This window comes from Flavobacterium geliluteum (assembly GCF_017948595.1).
GTDB classification, from domain to species: domain Bacteria; phylum Bacteroidota; class Bacteroidia; order Flavobacteriales; family Flavobacteriaceae; genus Flavobacterium; species Flavobacterium flavipigmentatum.
Window position 1 is genome coordinate 26,128 of sequence record NZ_JAGFBV010000029.1, and the last position, 17,958, is coordinate 44,085.

The 17,958-nt window shown below is 35.2% G+C and carries 12 protein-coding genes; 2 read left to right on the forward strand and 10 right to left on the reverse strand.

Features of this window, described 5'->3' with window-relative positions; translation table 11 throughout:
- Positions 1-8: 8 nt before the first annotated feature.
- Positions 9-1,091: a diphosphomevalonate/mevalonate 3,5-bisphosphate decarboxylase family protein gene (locus J3495_RS15835; protein WP_210667514.1), complete on the reverse strand. Its 1,083-nt coding sequence runs from the start codon at positions 1,089-1,091 to the stop codon at positions 9-11.
- 100 nt (positions 1,092-1,191) lie between these two features.
- Here J3495_RS15835 and J3495_RS15840 point away from each other — a divergent pair, with 100 nt between their 5' ends.
- Positions 1,192-1,668 (forward strand): TspO/MBR family protein, encoded by a 477-nt coding sequence (locus J3495_RS15840; RefSeq protein WP_210667515.1) that lies wholly within the window; start codon positions 1,192-1,194, stop codon positions 1,666-1,668.
- A gap of 12 nt (positions 1,669-1,680) precedes the next feature.
- On the opposite strand, the gene J3495_RS15845 is transcribed toward J3495_RS15840, so the two are convergent.
- The 9 genes from J3495_RS15845 to J3495_RS15885 all read right to left on the reverse strand — a co-directional run bounded on the left by J3495_RS15845 (position 1,681) and on the right by J3495_RS15885 (position 14,737).
- Positions 1,681-2,406 (reverse strand): hypothetical protein, encoded by a 726-nt coding sequence (locus tag J3495_RS15845; RefSeq protein WP_210667516.1) that lies wholly within the window; start codon positions 2,404-2,406, stop codon positions 1,681-1,683.
- Positions 2,407-2,585: 179 nt separating this feature from the next.
- Positions 2,586-3,794 carry a BaiN/RdsA family NAD(P)/FAD-dependent oxidoreductase gene (locus tag J3495_RS15850; RefSeq protein WP_210667517.1) on the reverse strand — a complete coding sequence of 403 codons (1,209 nt, stop codon included), beginning with the start codon at positions 3,792-3,794 and terminating at the stop codon, positions 2,586-2,588.
- An 82-nt stretch (positions 3,795-3,876) separates the two neighbouring features.
- Positions 3,877-4,563: a glycerophosphodiester phosphodiesterase gene (locus J3495_RS15855; RefSeq protein ID WP_210667518.1), complete on the reverse strand. Its 687-nt coding sequence runs from the start codon at positions 4,561-4,563 to the stop codon at positions 3,877-3,879.
- Positions 4,564-4,767: 204 nt separating this feature from the next.
- A complete protein-coding gene (locus J3495_RS15860) occupies positions 4,768-6,627 on the reverse strand; it encodes a glycoside hydrolase family 13 protein (protein WP_210667519.1) in 1,860 nt (619 codons plus the stop codon).
- A gap of 157 nt (positions 6,628-6,784) precedes the next feature.
- Positions 6,785-8,899, reverse strand: coding sequence for a glycoside hydrolase family 97 protein (locus J3495_RS15865; RefSeq protein WP_210667520.1), 2,115 nt, complete (start codon positions 8,897-8,899; stop codon positions 6,785-6,787).
- Positions 8,900-8,931: 32 nt separating this feature from the next.
- Positions 8,932-11,232 carry a glycoside hydrolase family 65 protein gene (locus J3495_RS15870; protein ID WP_210667521.1) on the reverse strand — a complete coding sequence of 767 codons (2,301 nt, stop codon included), beginning with the start codon at positions 11,230-11,232 and terminating at the stop codon, positions 8,932-8,934.
- A 266-nt stretch (positions 11,233-11,498) separates the two neighbouring features.
- On the reverse strand, positions 11,499-12,152 hold the full coding sequence (gene pgmB, locus J3495_RS15875) for a beta-phosphoglucomutase (protein ID WP_210667522.1): 654 nt from the start codon (positions 12,150-12,152) through the stop codon (positions 11,499-11,501).
- A gap of 19 nt (positions 12,153-12,171) precedes the next feature.
- Positions 12,172-13,527, reverse strand: coding sequence for an MFS transporter (locus J3495_RS15880; RefSeq protein WP_210667523.1), 1,356 nt, complete (start codon positions 13,525-13,527; stop codon positions 12,172-12,174).
- Between the two features lie 178 nt (positions 13,528-13,705).
- On the reverse strand, positions 13,706-14,737 hold the full coding sequence (locus J3495_RS15885) for a LacI family DNA-binding transcriptional regulator (RefSeq protein WP_210667524.1): 1,032 nt from the start codon (positions 14,735-14,737) through the stop codon (positions 13,706-13,708).
- A 236-nt stretch (positions 14,738-14,973) separates the two neighbouring features.
- Between J3495_RS15885 and J3495_RS15890 the strand changes: the two genes are divergently transcribed.
- Positions 14,974-17,949 carry a SusC/RagA family TonB-linked outer membrane protein gene (locus tag J3495_RS15890; RefSeq protein WP_210667525.1) on the forward strand — a complete coding sequence of 992 codons (2,976 nt, stop codon included), beginning with the start codon at positions 14,974-14,976 and terminating at the stop codon, positions 17,947-17,949.
- The last annotated feature ends 9 nt before the right edge of the window (positions 17,950-17,958 follow it).

Below are 17,958 nucleotides of genomic sequence, written 5' to 3' on the forward strand. Positions count from 1 at the left end.
ACGTAAAATTACAATGCAATAGCACCATCTCCAATTTCGTCACAAATGTACTGACCATTCTGGCAAAATGCAACTAATTCGGCCTGAATAAATTGCAGTACTTTTTCTTTAGCGTTTTTAGGATACAAAACATGCACATTTGCACCAGCATCAAGTGTAAAACAAACCGGAATTTGTGTTTCTTTTCTAAATTTCCAAATACCATTGATGATCTGCAATGTGTTTGGTTTCATCAAAATAAAATAGGGCATAGAAGTCATCATCATTGCGTGCAATGTCAAGGCTTCACTTTCAACTACTTTTATAAATGCGTCTAAATCTCCGTTTTCAAAAATACCAATAAGCTGATCCAGATTTTCATGTGCCTGCGCAAAACGTCTTTCGGCATAAGGATGATCGTGCATCAAATCGTGCCCAACGGTGCTTGAAACTTGTTTCTCGCCTTTATCAACCAACAAAATGGTATCTTGATAATTCTTGAAATTTTCGTGAATTGTATACGGAAATTCAACTCCAAACAAATCCGAACTGTCTTTTATATTCTCTTGATTTCCCCAAACGACAACATTTCCTTTGATGCTTCGGCATGCGCTTCCGGAACCTAAACGAGCTAGAAAAGAGGCTTTTTTATAAAAATATTCATCAGTCATTTCTGGGTTTAAAACTTTTTCCAGATTCATAAAGTTCATTGCCAAAGCTGCCATTCCAGATGCAGAAGAAGCAATGCCCGAACTGTGCGGAAAGGTGTTTTGAGTATCAATCGTAAAATGATATTCTTTTAAAAAAGGCAAATAAACTTCGACTCTTTCTAAGAATTTTTGAATTTTGGGTTTAAAATCTTCTTTTGGTTTTCCTTCAAAAAGTAAATCAAAAGAAAAAACCTTTTGATTTGATCTTTTTTCAAAAGCCAATTTGGTAATCGTTTTACAATTATTTAGTGTAAAACTCACCGAAGGATTGGCCGGAATCTGGTCGTTTTTTTTTCCCCAATATTTTACTAATGCAATGTTGCTTGGAGCGCTCCATTCGAAGTTTCCGTTCTCAATTGAGCCCGTATATTTTTTTGGAATAAAATCTGTTGTTGTAAACATTCAATAAAAATTTAGACAAAGATACTTTTTTTGGTTTATACCTTTTACACTTTTTACAGGTTGTAAAAATGTTTATCTTTATAACTCAAAAAGATAAAAAATGAACAAAATAATTCGAATCATAATAGGCGTAATCCTTTGCTTGGCAGTTGGATATTCGTCTTCGCAAGTTACAAGAGCTGGGGTTGAAACATGGTATCCAACGATCGTGAAACCTAGTTTTAACCCGCCCAACTGGATTTTTGCTCCCGTCTGGACCTTACTTTTTGTTTTAATGGGAATCGCCGCAGGGTTGGTTTGGGATAGAATAAAGGAACAAAACGAAGCCGTAAAAAAAGCTTTAGGTTTCTTTCTAATTCAGTTGGTTCTAAATGCTGTTTGGTCGTATTTGTTCTTCGGATTAAAAAATCCAATGTTGGCTTTGATCGAAATTGCACTTTTGTGGTTGATGATTTATGAAACGTATTTAAAATTCATCAAAATCAATAAAATAGGTGGTTATTTGCTTGTTCCGTATTTGGCTTGGGTGAGTTTTGCAATGATTTTGAATGCAAGCATTTGGTGGCTAAACAGATAGATTTTTTCTGGTCTAATTTTTTTCAGTCGTTTGCAGTTTTTTGAATTGCTCGTTTTTGGCATATAAAAAATCCATTGTAGACAGGATATTGCTATTTTCTAAAAGTTTTTTAGACTTTGGGTCGGCATCACAGAATTCAATAAATAAATCCTTTTCTTCGGTATTGATTTTTAAATCTTTAGAGAAAAAATCTGGCGGACAGGTTTTTGCGATGAGTTTCTTAAATTCAAATTCAAATTCATTTTTTTTGGGCTTTTTTCGCTGGCCAATGGGTATTGATAAGGACATTCCGTTTGGAATAGTTCCGTCTTTATAACCCGGAATAAACCGAGTCAGATTCGCGGCTCTTTTATCTATATCGATCTGATTAATTGCCGATTGATCGAATTTTACAGACTCAAATTTTATAGTAGTAATGACAACTTCATTCAATTCCTCGGGTTTTAAAACCATATTTACAACAAGATTATTGGTTTTTATGTCTTCAGGGGTAATTTGCAATCGTTTAAAAAAATAATCTTTGGAGAAAAAAATCAAACTATCTTTATTATTTACCAAGATCGAAAATTCTCCTAAATCATCTGTTCGAGTGCTGGTTTTAGCAGTTTTATTGATGACCTCGACGTTCTTGAGTTTTAGAATCCCAGAAATAACTTTTCCGTGGAGTAATTTTTCTGTCTGCGATAATCCAATTTGATAGGTAAATAAAGAAATTGTAGTAAGTAATTTTACTCTCATCTAATAGTATTTATTTGAAAGTAAAATTATTAGAATAGTCTTAATGAAAACTTATCAAACCTGTAAATTCTTGTTAATTTGATATTACTGTTTAAACAATAATTTACTGATTTAAGCATTGCTATAAAAACAGTTTTTTTATTAAGCTCTGAATTTCAATAAAATAAGTTCTGAGAATTCTAAATATTATCCGCCACAATAAAGCCACTTGTCCAGGCATTTTGGAAATTGAAACCTCCTGTGATAGCGTCAATATTCATGATTTCTCCAGCAAAATAAAGATTTTTATGCAATTTGCTTTCCATGGTTTTAAAATTGATTTCTTTTAAATCTATTCCACCAGCCGTAACAAATTCTTCTTTAAAAGTACTTTTTCCGTTGACTTGAAACTGTGCTTTGGTGAGTTGCGAAGCTAAATTTTGCAATTGATTTCTAGACAAATCGGCCCATTTGGTTTCGTGTTCTATTCCCGAAGCGACAACTAAACTTTCCCACAAACGATTTGGGAATTCGAAAGGAGATTTTTTAGAAACAGCTTTTTTGGCATGTTCCTGTTTTAAATCTTTTAGGATTTTTTCGGCATCCTTGGTATCGACATCGTTTAGCCAATTCACAAAAATGGTAAACTGATAATTTTTATCGTGCAAAACTCGTGCTCCCCAAGCCGAAAGCTTTAAAATAGCTGGACCACTCATTCCCCAATGGGTGATTAGCAATGGTCCTGTAGATTCGAGTTTGGTGTCTTTTACGTTTACTGTCACTTGAGCTGCAACGCCTGGCAATTCTTTAATGCGGGAATCTTTGATATTAAACGTAAATAGGGAAGGAACGGGATTTACAATCGCATGCCCTTGTGTTTGCAGCATTTCCCAGATTTTAGGATTGCTTCCCGTGGCCAAAACTAATTTTTCTGTAGCATAATTGGTATCCTGAGTATCAATTTTCCAATGATTTTCGGCTTTAAAAATCGATTGAACACTTTGTCCCGTTAATACTTTTATGCCTAATTTATGGGTTGCTTCGATAAAACAATCGATAATAGTTTGAGAAGAATTAGAAACGGGAAACATTCTGCCATCATCTTCAATTTTGAGTGCAACGCCATGTTTTTCAAACCATTCTATAGTATCACCAGAACAGAATTGATGAAAAGGTCCGCGTAGTTCTTTTTCGCCACGTGGATAAAATTTTACCAGTTCGTTGGGTTCAAAACAAGCGTGTGTTACGTTGCATCTTCCGCCACCAGAAATGCGCACTTTAGAAAGCACTTCTTTTCCTCTTTCTAAAATGGCAATTTTTAGTTTTGAATTTTTCTCAGCAATATTAATCGCCGTAAAAAAACCTGCGGCGCCTCCGCCTACAATGATGATATCGAAATTTTTTATCATGTTATTTTTTAGAACAGATTTTACAATTTTAAAAGACTAAAAAATCTGTATTAATCTGTGAAATCTAAAGCTATTTTTTTTATTATAATTTATCTGGAAAATCAGAAATTATTCCGTCTACGTTGTAGCTTTTTATTTTTCGAATTTCTTCTTCCGTGTTTACTGTCCAAGGTAAAACCAGAAATCCTTTGTCTTGCATTTTTTTGACATTCTCTGAATTTAATAATAGATAATCCGGATGAATTGCTTTTGCCTGGATGTTTTCGGCGAAAGCCAAAGCCAAATCCAGATCGTCTTCGGTTAAGACGCCAATTTGTATTTTTGAATTTAGATCATGTACTTTCTGAAGCGCATTCCAATCAAAACTTGAGACAATAAAATGCTCGTAATTCCAATTTTTTTCTACAATATAGTCTTCGATTAAAGCGACAACTTTTTCTGAAGTTTCAAAATTCTTTAATTCGATATTGATCATGCCTTTTTTATTGACCAGATCAAGAACTTCATTTAAAGTCGGAATTTCATATTGACCGTCAATCAAAAACGATTTCAATTCAGACAAAGATAATGCATTTACAAGACCTTTTCCGTTGGTCATTCTATCGATGGTTTCGTCGTGAAACACCATTAGATGCCCGTCAGCACTTAAATGAACATCAAGTTCTACTCCGTCAGCATTTAAATCTAAAGCTTTCTGAAAAGCTTTTAAGGTGTTTTCGGGTTCGTAACCTTTGGCACCGCGATGGGCAATTTTTAAAAATGTATTCATTTTTTAATGATCTTTAAAATACAAAGGTACAAAGGCGCAAAGAAAGAAAACGAATGTTTCTTAACTTTACAGCTTTAAAAAAATAATAGCCACAGATTAAAGTATTAAAAAAGATTTTTGAAAATCTGTGTTACTATCTTTAATCTGTGGCAAACTCTGCTGAGAAGACACACTGCTGTGCGTTTCTGCGGGGATTATGGGTTTTTATTCCAATTCTAAAACTAAAGCCGATTTTGGCTCTAACTTAATTTCAGATGAAATATCAAATGTTTTTCCGGTTAGAGCATCCTTTCCAGATTTGAAGTTTTTACAATTTTCTTTAAAACGATTGGTTTTGATCGTTTGTTCTGTCGAATTGTTATTAAAAACAACCATTACCGTTTTTGCATCAGTATATCTAAAATAAACATAGATATTGTTTTCCGGAATATAATGCGTCATTTTCCCGAAATGAACCGCTTCATTGGTTTTTCTCCAGTTGAATAATTTGGCCGTAAAATCGAAATATTGGGCCTGTTCTGCGGTTCTCCCTTCTTTGGTAAAAGCATTGTTTTTGTCGCTATTCCATCCGCCGGGAAAATCTTGACGAATGCCTGCATCTCCTTTACTTTTATCGCCGCCCATACCAATTTCTGAGCCGTAATACACCTGTGGAATTCCACGAACTGTCGCCAGTAAAGTCATGACCAATTTGTATTTTGTAAAATCATATTTATATACATCGTTGATGCGGTTTGTATCGTGATTTTCTGCAAAAACCAAAATATTGTTCGGATTTGGATATAAATAATCTAAAGTAAAATTATTGTAAAATTTAATCATTCCGTTATCCCAGGTAGCATTATCCTCATTAAATGCAGAACCAATCTGATCCTGTAAAGTAAAATCCATGACGCTTGGTAAATTCGAATTGTAGTTTTCAATAGCCCCAATTTTGCTGTCTTTTTGCCAGTAGGCTAAATTCGCCTGATTGTGCATCCAGATTTCTCCAACAATATTAAAATTTGGATATTCTGTAGTAATTGCTTTTGCCCAATTTGCCATCGCATTAGCATCAGAATAATTATAAGTATCTACTCTAAAACCATCTAAATCTGCGTATTCAATCCACCAAATAGCGTTTTGAGTTAAGTATTTTGCCACCAAAGGATTTCTTAAATTCAGATCGGGCATAGAAGGAACAAACCATCCGTCAACACAAACTTCCTGATCTAATTTTGATGCGTGAATATCGGTAATTACTTCACGTCTGTGATGTGTTTGGGTATAATTTTCGAATTGATTGATCCACGATTTTGTTGGCAAATCTTTGATCATCCAGTGGGTAATTCCCCAGTGATTGGTCACATAATCCATTACCAGTTTTAGGTCTTTTTTATGCATTTCTGCCGATAAACGTAGGTAGTCTTCATTGGTTCCGTAGCGAGAATCGATTTTGTAAACATCAGATTGTCCGTAGGTGTGGTACGAGTATTCTTTGTCATTGTCTTCGCATAACGGAGTACTCCAGATAGTGGTTGCTCCCAAAGAAGCAATATAATCTAGGTTTTTGATAATCCCTTCGATGTCTCCGCCGTGACGACCGCCCGGTAATGCGCGATTTCCTTTTTCTGCTAAAGAAGCGTCGCTGTCATTTTTAGGATTTCCATTGGCAAACCGATCCGGCATGATTAAGTACATTACATCTGATGCATCGTAACTTTTTCTTTCGGCCGAATTGGATCTTCTTTCTTTAAGGGAATATTTTTGCGTAAAAGCGACTTTGTTTTTGCTTTTGAAAGAGAAAACCATTTCAGAAGCCTTTAGGTTTTGTGTGTCGATTGTAATAAAAAGATAGTTGGGGTTTTCGGTCTTCTCTACGTTTTTTATCACGATATTATTAGATACCGAAGCTTCGTATTGGGCAATGTTTTTTCCGTAGAACATGATTTGCAGTTCAGGATTTTTCATTCCTGCGTACCAAAATGGCGGTTCTACTTTTTGTATTTGCGCTTTTGTGGAAGCGGAAAACAAAAGTATCAGTAAAATTAATTTATTGAAAAAATGGTTTGTTTGAAGTCTCATAATTTATAGTTTTAGTTTCCTGTAAGGTTTCCAAAATCTTATAGGTATAGATTGTGTAGATTATAAAACCTACAAGGTTTTGGAAACCTTGCAGGTTACTATATCAGTTAAAAAAAAGACAAGCAATCTCGGGGAAAATCGCCTGTCTCTTAAAAAACTATTTATTTTCAATAATACTAATCGCATAACCTCCGCCCGGAGCAGAAAACTGCGATAGTTTTGATGTATTGGTTACAACCATTTTTTTGATGGTATACGCTTGCGGATTGGTTTTGTAATGCGCATCTTTTGCATCGACATAAAGGGTTGCGGTGTATTTTTTGCCTTTTTCAAGGAAACTGAAATCGATATTTGAGGTACGGGAATTGTCTCCGTTTACATTTCCAACAAACCAATTGTTTGTTCCTTTTGCTTTTCGGGCAACCGTAATAAAATCACCTGGTTCTGCTTCTATATATTTGCTTTCTGACCAATCTATCGCCACATCTTTTATGAATTGAAAAGCATCTGGAAAACGGTTGTAGTTCTCTGGAGTATCGGCTGCCATTTGCAATGGGCTGTACATAGTAACATATAAAGCCAATTGGTTGGCAAGCGTACTGTTTACATGCGATTTGTTGTCTGGATTCATTTTAGTTAAATCCATTTCAAAAATCCCAGGAGTATAATCCATTGGGCCACCAATTAAGCGTGTAAATGGCAATACAGTAACGTGGTTGGGTTTAGATCCTCCAAAAGATTGATATTCTGTTCCTCTTGCTGCTTCATTCCCAATTAAGTTAGGATAGGTTCTGCAAATTCCTGTTGGGCGAACTGCTTCGTGAGCGTTGACCATGATTTTATAATCGGCAGCTTTTTCAATAGCATATTGGTAGTGGTTTACAATCCATTGGTCATAATGATTTTCGCCGCGAGGCAAGATATCGCCAACGTAGCCGCTTTTTACAGCATCGTATCCGTTGTCTTTCATGAATTGGTAGGCTTTATCCATGTGGCGCTCGTAGTTACGAACAGAACCCGAAGTTTCGTGGTGCATTATGATTTTTATACCTTTAGATTTTGCATATTCGTGCAAACCTTTTACATCAAAATCTGGATAAGGCGTCACAAAGTCAAATACATAATCTTTGGTATGACCAAACCAATCTTCCCAACCTTCGTTCCAACCTTCGACCAAAACGGCGTCAAAACCATTTTTAGCAGCAAAATCGATGTATTTTTTTACGTTGGCATTGTTGGCACCATGCGTTCCGTTTGGTTTTGCTTTCGAGAAATCGGTAACTCCCAATTGTACGGTTGGAAAATCGTTTGTGTACGACCAAGAACTTTTTCCGGTAATCATTTCCCACCAAACACCCACATATTTTACGGGTTTTATCCAAGATGTATCCTCAATTTTTGAAGGCTCGTTTAAGTTCAAAGTCATTTTTGAAGCCAAAATATCACGAGCATCATCACTTACCATAATTGTTCTCCAAGGAGAGTGGCTTGGTGCCTGCATATACCCTTTGTCGCCTTTTGCATCTGGTGTTAACCAAGATTCGAAAATCATGTTTTTATCATCCAAATTCAGGTGCATACAAGAATAATCAATCAAAGCAGCTTCGTGTAAATTGATATAGATTCCGTCATTGGTTTTTAGCATTAACGAAGTCTGAACGCCTGTATTTGAAAAAGATTTTTGAGAAACATTTGCTGTATAAGCTTTCTCAGATAATCCTCTTATTTCCGATAATTTAGATTTAGTGTAATCATATTCCTGAGTGTCATAATCGCCCGGAATCCAGAATGCTGTGTGGTCGCCCGTCATAGCAAATTGTGTTCTTTCTTCTTTAATTACAAAATAGGTTAGGTTTTTTTGAGTTGGAAATTCATATCTAAATCCAAGTCCATCATCAAATAAGCGAAAACGAATCACGATTTGTCTGTCGGTACTTTTTTGGTCTAAAGTAACGGCCAATTCATTGTAATGATTTCTAATAGCATCGACTTCGCCCCAAACTGGTTTCCAGGTTTCGTCAAAAGTAGATGTTTTGGTATCTGCAATGGCAAAATCATTCAAAAGTGATTTTTTATCATTTTTAAGTTCAAGTCCTAATTTACTGGTTTTTACAACTTCTTTGTTTTTGTATTTTAAACTGTAAGTTGGTGTTCCGTCATTTTGAAGCGAAAATTCCATAACAAATTTTCCTTCGGGTGATTTTAATTGTTGCGCTTCTGCTAAAGTGCTGAAGGCGAATAAAATTAAGCTTGTAAAAAATAATTTTTTCATTTTGATAGTTTTTAAAAGTGATTCACTTTTGTTTATGCTGTGGCTAATGGAGTAGCCATTATTGTTTTTCCGTTTACGTTGATCGCTAAGTCCTGGTCGCCATCAACTGTAAAAGTAGTTTCATTATGCTGAACAGATACTTTTAGAATTTGATTTCTGAAATTAATTTTAAACGAATAACCTTTCCACTCTTTTGGAATTTTTGGCGAAAAATGAAGTTGGTCATTTTTAACACGCATGCCTCCAAAACCTTCTACAATACTCATCCAGGTTCCCGCCATTGAGGTGATGTGACAGCCTTCTTCTACTTCTTTATTGTAATCGTCCAGATCTAAACGAGATGTTCTTAAATAAAAAGTATACGCCATATCCATTTTGTCTAATACGGCAGCCTGAATCGAATGCACGCAAGGCGAAAGCGAACTTTCATGAACAGTAAACGATTCGTAAAACTCAAAATTACGCTGTAATTCTTCTTTAGAAAAGTGATCTTCAAAAAAATAAAAACACTGCAAAACATCGGCTTGTTTGATGTAGGGAGAACGTAAAACGCGATCCCAAGACCATTTTTGATTGATTGGTCGTTGCGAGCGATCTAAATCTTTTACGGGAACCAAATCTTTGTCCAAGAAACCGTCTTGCTGCAAATAAATACCCAATTCTTTAGAAGTAGGGAAGTACATATTATCGGCCACTTTTTTCCATTCCTGAATTTCGGCTCCCGAAAGCACTACTTTTTCCAGCACACGTTTGTGATCTGCAGGATACTCGGCAGCGACTTTTTTAATTTGTTCTGCGGTATAATCGATACACCATTTTGCGATATAATTGGTGTAGAAATTATTATTGATGTTGTTTTCGTATTCATTTGGGCCTGTAACTCCCAAAATCACGTATTGGTTTTTTTCTTTAGAAAAAGAAGCTCTTTGGTGCCAAAAACGGGCAATTCCGATTAAAACTTCTAAACCTTTCTCAGGAATATACGAGTAATCTCCCGTAAAACGATGATAATTAAAAATGGCAAAAGCAATGGCGCCATTTCTATGAATTTCTTCGTGCGTAATTTCCCATTCGTTATGACATTCTTCGCCATTCATGGTTACCATCGGGTACAAAGCTGCTCCGTTTTTGAAACCTAAATTGTCTTTGGCATTCTCAATTGCTTTGTCCAACTGATTGAAACGGTATGTCAATAAATTGCGCGCAACCTGCTGATCTTTGGTAGCCATGTAAAACGGGATGCAATAGGCCTCGGTATCCCAATAAGTAGAGCCTCCGTATTTTTCTCCGGTAAAACCTTTTGGGCCAATATTCAATCGTGAATCTTTTCCTAAATAGGTTTGATTTAATTGAAAGATGTTGAAACGAATTCCCTGCTGTGCTTTTACATCGCCATCAATCGTAATATCCGACATTTCCCAGATTTTGCTCCAAGCCTTAATTTGATTTTGAAGTAATTGATCGTATCCTAAATTCAATGCTTTTTTGATGCATTTTTCGGCTGCAGCCAAAGTATTTTCATGGTTTAAAGAAACGGTATAGCCGCCAATTTTTTGTATCGCTGAGGTTTGTCCTTTTGCAATAATCGTCCCATAATGAAACTGTACTTTGTCTGAAGTAGAATCTATTGTAGAAGCAGAAATGTTGACGTTTTCGCCGTTTGCAAAAATCGTGTTGTGCATAAAAGTGGTCACTTTAAAATGCGTTTTAAAAGTTTGTGCTGTTACAAAAGCTTCATTAGCTGCTTTTTTTACTTCTAATGGCTCCCAGAATTTTTCTTCCCAGTTGGCATCTTCATTGGTAACACCGGCATCAACATAAGGTTTGTAAACAATTTTGGCATCTTTATTCAACGGTGTGATTTCGTATTTGATCAAGCCTGTTTCATCAAAATCTAAAGAAAGAAAACGACGCACATTTACGGCAATTTCAGTTCCGTTTTTTAGAGTAGCTTCAAAAGAGCGATTGTACCAACCTTCTTTCATATTCAATTCTCTGCGGAAATTTTTAACCTGAGTGCATTTATTCAAATCAAAGTTTTCTTCGTTGATTTCAATATCAATTCCAATCCAGTTAGGAGCATTTAAAACTTTCGCAAAATATTTTGGATAGCCGTTTTTCCACCAGCCTACTTTGGTTTTGTCAGGGTAATAAATTCCGGCGATATAACTTCCTTGAAACGTTTTACCGGAATAAGTTTCTTCAAAATTGGCACGTTGTCCCATAGCACCGTTTCCAATACTGAAAAGACTTTCAGACGATTTTACTCTTTCTGCGTCAAATCCTTCTTCTATGATGGACCAATTGTCTGGTTTTATATAATCTTGATTCATTTTTCTTTAATTAGATAATGGGGCAATGAGATAATTAGAGAATGTGTCAATTTGGTAATTAGATAATTATTGGGTTGACGTTTCTAATTTGATTTTATCTTTATTGCTGATTGTTTTACTTTTTTTGATTGATGGTTTGTAACGATTAATTAGTTGTTTAATTTGATAATTATTCATTTTCTAATGATCAAATTGACATATTTTAAATTAGGGAAATAGATAATTCTAGCTTAGGACATTATCTTATTTTCTAATTGTCAAATTTTCTAATTGATTAACTTCTCGATAAAGCTTTCGTCTATTACGGTGAAATCTTTAAAGATGTATTGGGCTTCATGTAAAATTGTTTTCTCACCAATTCCAACACTTACCATTTCGCCTACGTTTGCTGCCTGAACTCCAGCAACAGAATCTTCGAATACTATTGCATTTTTTGGATCAATTTGTAATAATTGGGCCGCTTTTAAGAAAACTTCCGGATCTGGTTTGGCATTGGTAACGTCATTTCCGTCAACAATAACATCAAAATAGGACAGAATTCCGGTTTTTTCTAAAATTGGTCTTGCATTTTTACTTGCAGAACCCAGTGCAATCGCTTGATTTTTTTCTTTTAATAGTTGTAGAATTTTAAAAACGCCTGGAAGAATTTCGCTTTCATCCATGTCAACCAAGTAAGTTAAATAATCTTCGTTTTTCTGAATTAACCATTTGTCTTTGTCATCTTGCGAAGCCTGAACATTTCCTAGTTCAAGAATTATATCGAGCGAGCGCACGCGACTTACACCTTTAAGTAATTCGTTGTGTTCGTGTGTAAAATTAATATTGAGGCTTTTGGCGATTTTTTGCCACGCCAAAAAATGATATTTTGCGGTATCAACGATTACGCCATCAAGATCGAATATGAATGCTTTTTTGTTCATTATAAGTAGGATTCTTAATTTATGATTTTTGAATTGTATCATCTACATCTCTTACTTTGTAGACTAAAAGAGCGGCAATTAAGAAACTAACTCCACTGGTAATTAAGGCATAGATTGCATCGCCGTTGTAAAGATATTTTACAATTGGACCTCCAATAAGTGCGTTAACAATTTGTGGGATAACTACAAAAAAGTTAAAAATCCCCATGTAAACGCCCATTTTTTTCGGGGCTATTGACCCTGCAAGAATTGCGTAAGGCATTGCCAAAATACTTGCCCATGCCACTCCAATTAAAATCATTGGAAGTACTACCCAGTCTTCATTGGGCATAAAATAAATAGATATTAATCCGATTCCTCCAATAATTAAAGAAAGGGCGTGTGTTGATTTTCGTCCGATTTTTTTAGCGATGTACGGCAGGAAAAACAGCGCAATAATAGCGGAAACGAAATTATAGACTCCAAACAATATTCCGACCCAGTCACCAGCGTCTTGATATTGCTGACTTGAAGTGTCATCTAAAGGCAATCCGTAAATGTGATGTGCGATGGCTGGAGTTGTAAAAACCCACATACCAAATAATCCGAACCATGAGAAAAATTGTACCCAACTTAGCTGACGCATAGTAGTTGGCATTTTTGCAAAATCGGTAAAAATGTCGCTTAGTTTTGATTTTTCTTCAGAAACAATAACGTCATGATTTTGAGGATCTTCAAAATTGGCCAGTTCTTCCGGAGTATATTCTTTTGTTGTAATGAGTGTTACTAATATTGAGCCCACTAAAACTCCCGCACCGATAATAAAAGAAAGGGTCAGGTTTAATGGAACACTTCCGGGAACAGCACTATTTGAAACATCAAAATATTTTGTCAGGACATAAGGCAATGCGGAACCAATAACGGCTCCAAAACCAATTAACGAAGTTTGAATACTAAAGCCTGCAGTACGCTGATCTGTTCTTAAATTGTCTCCAACCAAAGCACGAAATGGCTCCATAGCGATATTGAAAGATGCATCCATGATCATCAACATTCCGGCTCCAACCCATAAAGCAGGTAAAACAGAAATAAAAATATTAGCTTGAGGCATTAAAATTAATCCAACGGAAGCCAAAATAGCACCTACAAGAAAAAAGGGTTTTCTTCTTCCGAATCTTCCCCAAGTTTTATCGCTGTAATGACCAATGATAGGCTGAACTATTAATCCCATAAGGGGGGCAATAATCCAAAACCATGATAGTTCATGTATGTCGGCACCAAAAATTTGAAGAATTCTGCTGGCATTCGCATTCTGTAGTGCAAACCCCATTTGTATTCCTAAGAAACCGAAACTCATGTTCCAAATTTCCCAGAAACTTAATTTACGCTTTTCCATTATCGTAATTAAAAAATTAATTAGACGATAAGCGCTATGCTTATCAAAACTTACTGTTTTTTCGAAGTAAAAGTAAAAGCTTTGATGGCCGTAAAAGTATAAATTATTTTTAGATATATACTAACAAAAAAGCCATAAATGTTTTTTATGGCTTTAGAATATGTTGATTTTAAGAAAATTAGTCAGTAGATTCTCTTTTTATAAGATGTGTTTCAATGACTTCTGTAGTGTAATTTTCATTTTCTTCATCGTCGTCATCATGAGCGGCTTCCAGTCTTTCAATTAGCATTTTGGCGGCTTTGTTTCCCATTTTTTCGCCACTTTGGCTTACAGTGGTAATTGTTGGAGTGGAGTATTTCGAGATAATTCCGTCGGTAAAAGCAATTACAGCCAGGTCTTCAGGAATTTTAAGCCCCATCTTATTTGCTGTTTTGATGATAGTAACCGCAAAAAGTTCGTTTACCGCAAAAACTGCATCAAAAGCCCTGTCGTGCAAGAGTTGGCCAATGGTGATTTCGCAAGTATCTACATCTTCAATTTTGATGATAAGGTCTTCATTAAAAGGTAATCCGTTGTCCAGAAGTGCTTTTTCGTAGCCATCCGTCCTTAATTTTCCGACACTTACATAATCTACCGTTGTCACAAGTGCAATCTTTTTTCGACCATTATCGATTAAGCTTTGAACGGCTTCGTAAGCAGCAGATTTGTCATCAATAATCACTTTGTCGCACAAAATATCATTGGTCACACGGTCAAACATCACCACAGGCATTCCTTGATTAATTACTTCTGTAATATGGTGAAAATCGCCTTTGTACTGGGTTTCTTTAGAGAGCGACATGATAAAGCCGTCAATGCTTCCGTTGGCCAACATCTCCATATTAAGGACCTCTTTATCAAAAGAATCATCAGACAGGCAAATTACAACACTGTAGCCGTGTTCGTTCGCCACCTGCTCAATACCGTTGATCACAGTAGAGAAAAAATAATGTACAATTTCCGGAATGATAATACCAATACTTTTGGTTTTTCGATTTTTTAGACTAAGAGCAATGTTGTTGGGTTTATAGTTGTAAAACTTTGCAAAGGCCTGTACTTTCAGACGTGTTTCTTCACCGATTTCGAGACTGTTTCTAAGTGATTTTGAGACAGTTGAAATCGATACGTCAAGCTCCTTTGCAATTTGTTTTAAGGTTATTTTTCGTTTCATAGTATTAATTTGAAAAAAATCTAATTATTAATAAAGGTATTGTATATTTTGATAATTGATAATTTTTGACTTAAAAGATTACAAAAAATAGAAAGTTTTCAACACTATCACGTTTTCGTAAACCAATAAAAATTGTAACTCGTTGCGCATGTTAATAAATTCCTAATTTTGAAATTCGAAGTAAAATTAAAAACTTAACTAACAATCACAAACTCAAACTAATTTAAACAAAAAGTATGAAAGCAATTTATAAAAAGTTGTTATTTTTATTCCTGCTGTTGCCTTTTTCGGTGTTAGCTCAAAGCACTTTAAGCGGAACCGTTGTTGATAAAGCAACAGGACAACCAATACCAGGAGTAAATGTAAATGTACAGGGTGCTCCAAGCGGCGCATCTACCGGATTTGATGGGGTTTACCAACTTTCAAATGTAAAAAATGGTAACAAAATTGTCGTATCTTTTATTGGATATAAAACGGCAACTATTGATTACACCGGACAAAAGACACTAAATGTTACCTTAGAGGAAGATACAAACCAACTTAAAGAAGTTGTAGTACAAGTAGGTTACGGTACTGTTAAGAAAAAAGATGCTACAGGTTCTGTTTCTCAAATCTCTTCAAAAGAGTTTAATAAAGGAATCAACGTAACTCCGGAAAGCTTAATTAGTGGGCGTATTTCGGGTGTAACTGTTGTTGGAGGAGGTGCTCCTGGTGCAAAAGCAGATATCCGTATTCGTGGAGGTTCCTCTTTAAATGCTTCAAATGAGCCTTTGATCGTTTTAGACGGATTGCCTTTGAGTAATGCAGTTCCTAGCGGAGCAACAAGTATTTTATCTACTATTGATCCTAATGATATTGAGTCTTTTACAGTTCTTAAAGATGCTTCTGCAGCAGCTATTTATGGTTCGCGTGCAGCAAATGGTGTAATTGTGATTACAACCAAAAAAGGATCAAAAGGTGGTGTAAAAGTTAATTTTAGTTCGCAGGTAGGTATCAATACAGTGGCCAACACAGTTGACGTAATGAGTGCAGATCAATTTCGTGATTTAGTAAACACAAAAGGAACAGCAACTCAACAAGCTTTATTGGGTAATGCAAATACCAACTGGCAGGACGAAATTTTTCATACTGCTCTTACAACAAACAACAATATTTCTGTAAGTGGTTCTTTATTTAATAAATTGCCAGTTAGGTTATCAGTTGGAAATGTTGATAATCCGGGAATCTTAAGAAATACATCTTTTGAGAGAACTACGACATCGTTATCGCTAAATCCTGTTTTATTTGATAATCATTTAAAAATTGATATTAGCGGAAATTTATCTTTCGGTAAAAATCAATTTCAGGATGAAGGAGCTGTAATTGGTAGTGCTATCGGATTTGATCCTACACAGCCAGTTTACGATGCCAATTCACGTTACGGAGGTTATTATGAGTGGTTAGAACCAAATGGAAATTTACCCTTATTGCCGGCAAGAAATCCTGTTGCAAGATTAAATCAGGATAATAGAAGAGCTACTTCTACCAGAAAATGGGGTAATGTTAGATTAGACTATAAATTACATTTCTTTGAAGATTTGAGAGTTGTAGCCGAAGCTGGTATTGATAGATTTGATAGTAGCGGATATACAGAAGTAAGTACTCAAAGTGCGTTGGGTTATCAGCCAAACCCATTTAGCTCAGGAAACTGGGTAAATTTAGGAAACTATTCTAGTTATACTGATGCACTTCAAAACAAAAACTTAAATGCTTATTTTAATTATACCAAAGATTTAGGAAAAATTAAAGTAGACGCAACAGCGGGTTATAACTACCAATTGTTTCAAAAAGAAAGATATCAATCTGGCGAAATAAGACAGCCAAATCCAAATGAAGATGTTGCTACGGATCCAGACGTTAATTTACAATCTTTCTTTGGTCGTTTGAATTTAGGTTATGACAGCAGATATTTATTGACCTTAAACTACAGAAGAGACGGGACTTCACGTTTTTCTGAAGATAACAGATGGGGTAATTTTGCCGGAGGAGCTTTTGCTTGGAATGTATCTGAAGAGGAATTTTTAAAAGACAATGCTACACTTTCAACTTTAAAATTAAGAGTTGGTTACGGAACTACAGGTCAACAAGATATCTCTGCTCAGTATGATTATCTGAGAAGAGTAACTTTAGGAACAATTAATTCACAGTATATTTTTGGAAATACTGTTTATTCAACTGCCAGACCAGAAGGATATAACGAAAATATCAAATGGGAAGAATTGGCAGAGATGAACGTGGGTGTTGATTACGGATTTTTGAATGAAAGAATAACAGGATCCATCAACTATTTTGATAAGAAATCAACAGATTTATTAGCAGATATTGCAGTTCCTGATGGAGCAAATCTTAGAAATCAAGGTTTCTTTAATATTGGTAGTGTAAGAACAAAAGGGGTTGAGTTTAATGTTCAGTCGGATGTAGTTAAAACCGATAACCTAACTTGGAATGTAGCTTTTAATGCTACTTACATCGATCAAAAAATCTCAGAATTAGGAATTACTGTTCCTGGTTTTCAAGGTTATTTGGCAGGAGACAACATAGCTGGAGGAAATGGGAATAAAGTTCTTATTAACTCAGTAGGATATGCACCAAATTCATTCTTTGTTTACGAACAATTATATGATGCTGACAAAAGACCTATAGCAGGAGCTTATGTTGATAGAAATTCAGATGGAAAAATTGATGCAGGTGATCGTTACAGAGCTGGTAAAACGGCTCCAGATTATACTTTTGGATTGTTTTCTACTTTAAACTACAAAAATTTTGATTTTACAATGAACTGGAGAGCTAGTGTTGGAAACAAAATTTTTGATAACGTAAGTTCAAATTTAGGTTACTCTGATGCTGGATTAAGAAGACAAACGGATTTATCTAACGTAAGTTCTGATTACTTTAATACAGGCTTTACTTTTGAAGATAATGGAACACAACGTTATTTGTCTGATTATTTTGTAAAAGATGCTTCTTTTGTAAAATTAGATAATGTTATGCTTGGGTATACTTTTGATAAAACGATCATTAAAGCCGCTTCATTAAGATTTACAGCTGGTGTTCAGAATGTTTTCATTCTTACGAAATACAATGGTTTAGATCCTGAAAGATTCAATGGAATTGATAATAATGTTTACCCAAGAGCCAGAACTTTCTTGTTTGGAGTAAATGCCAATTTCTAATAGTAGACT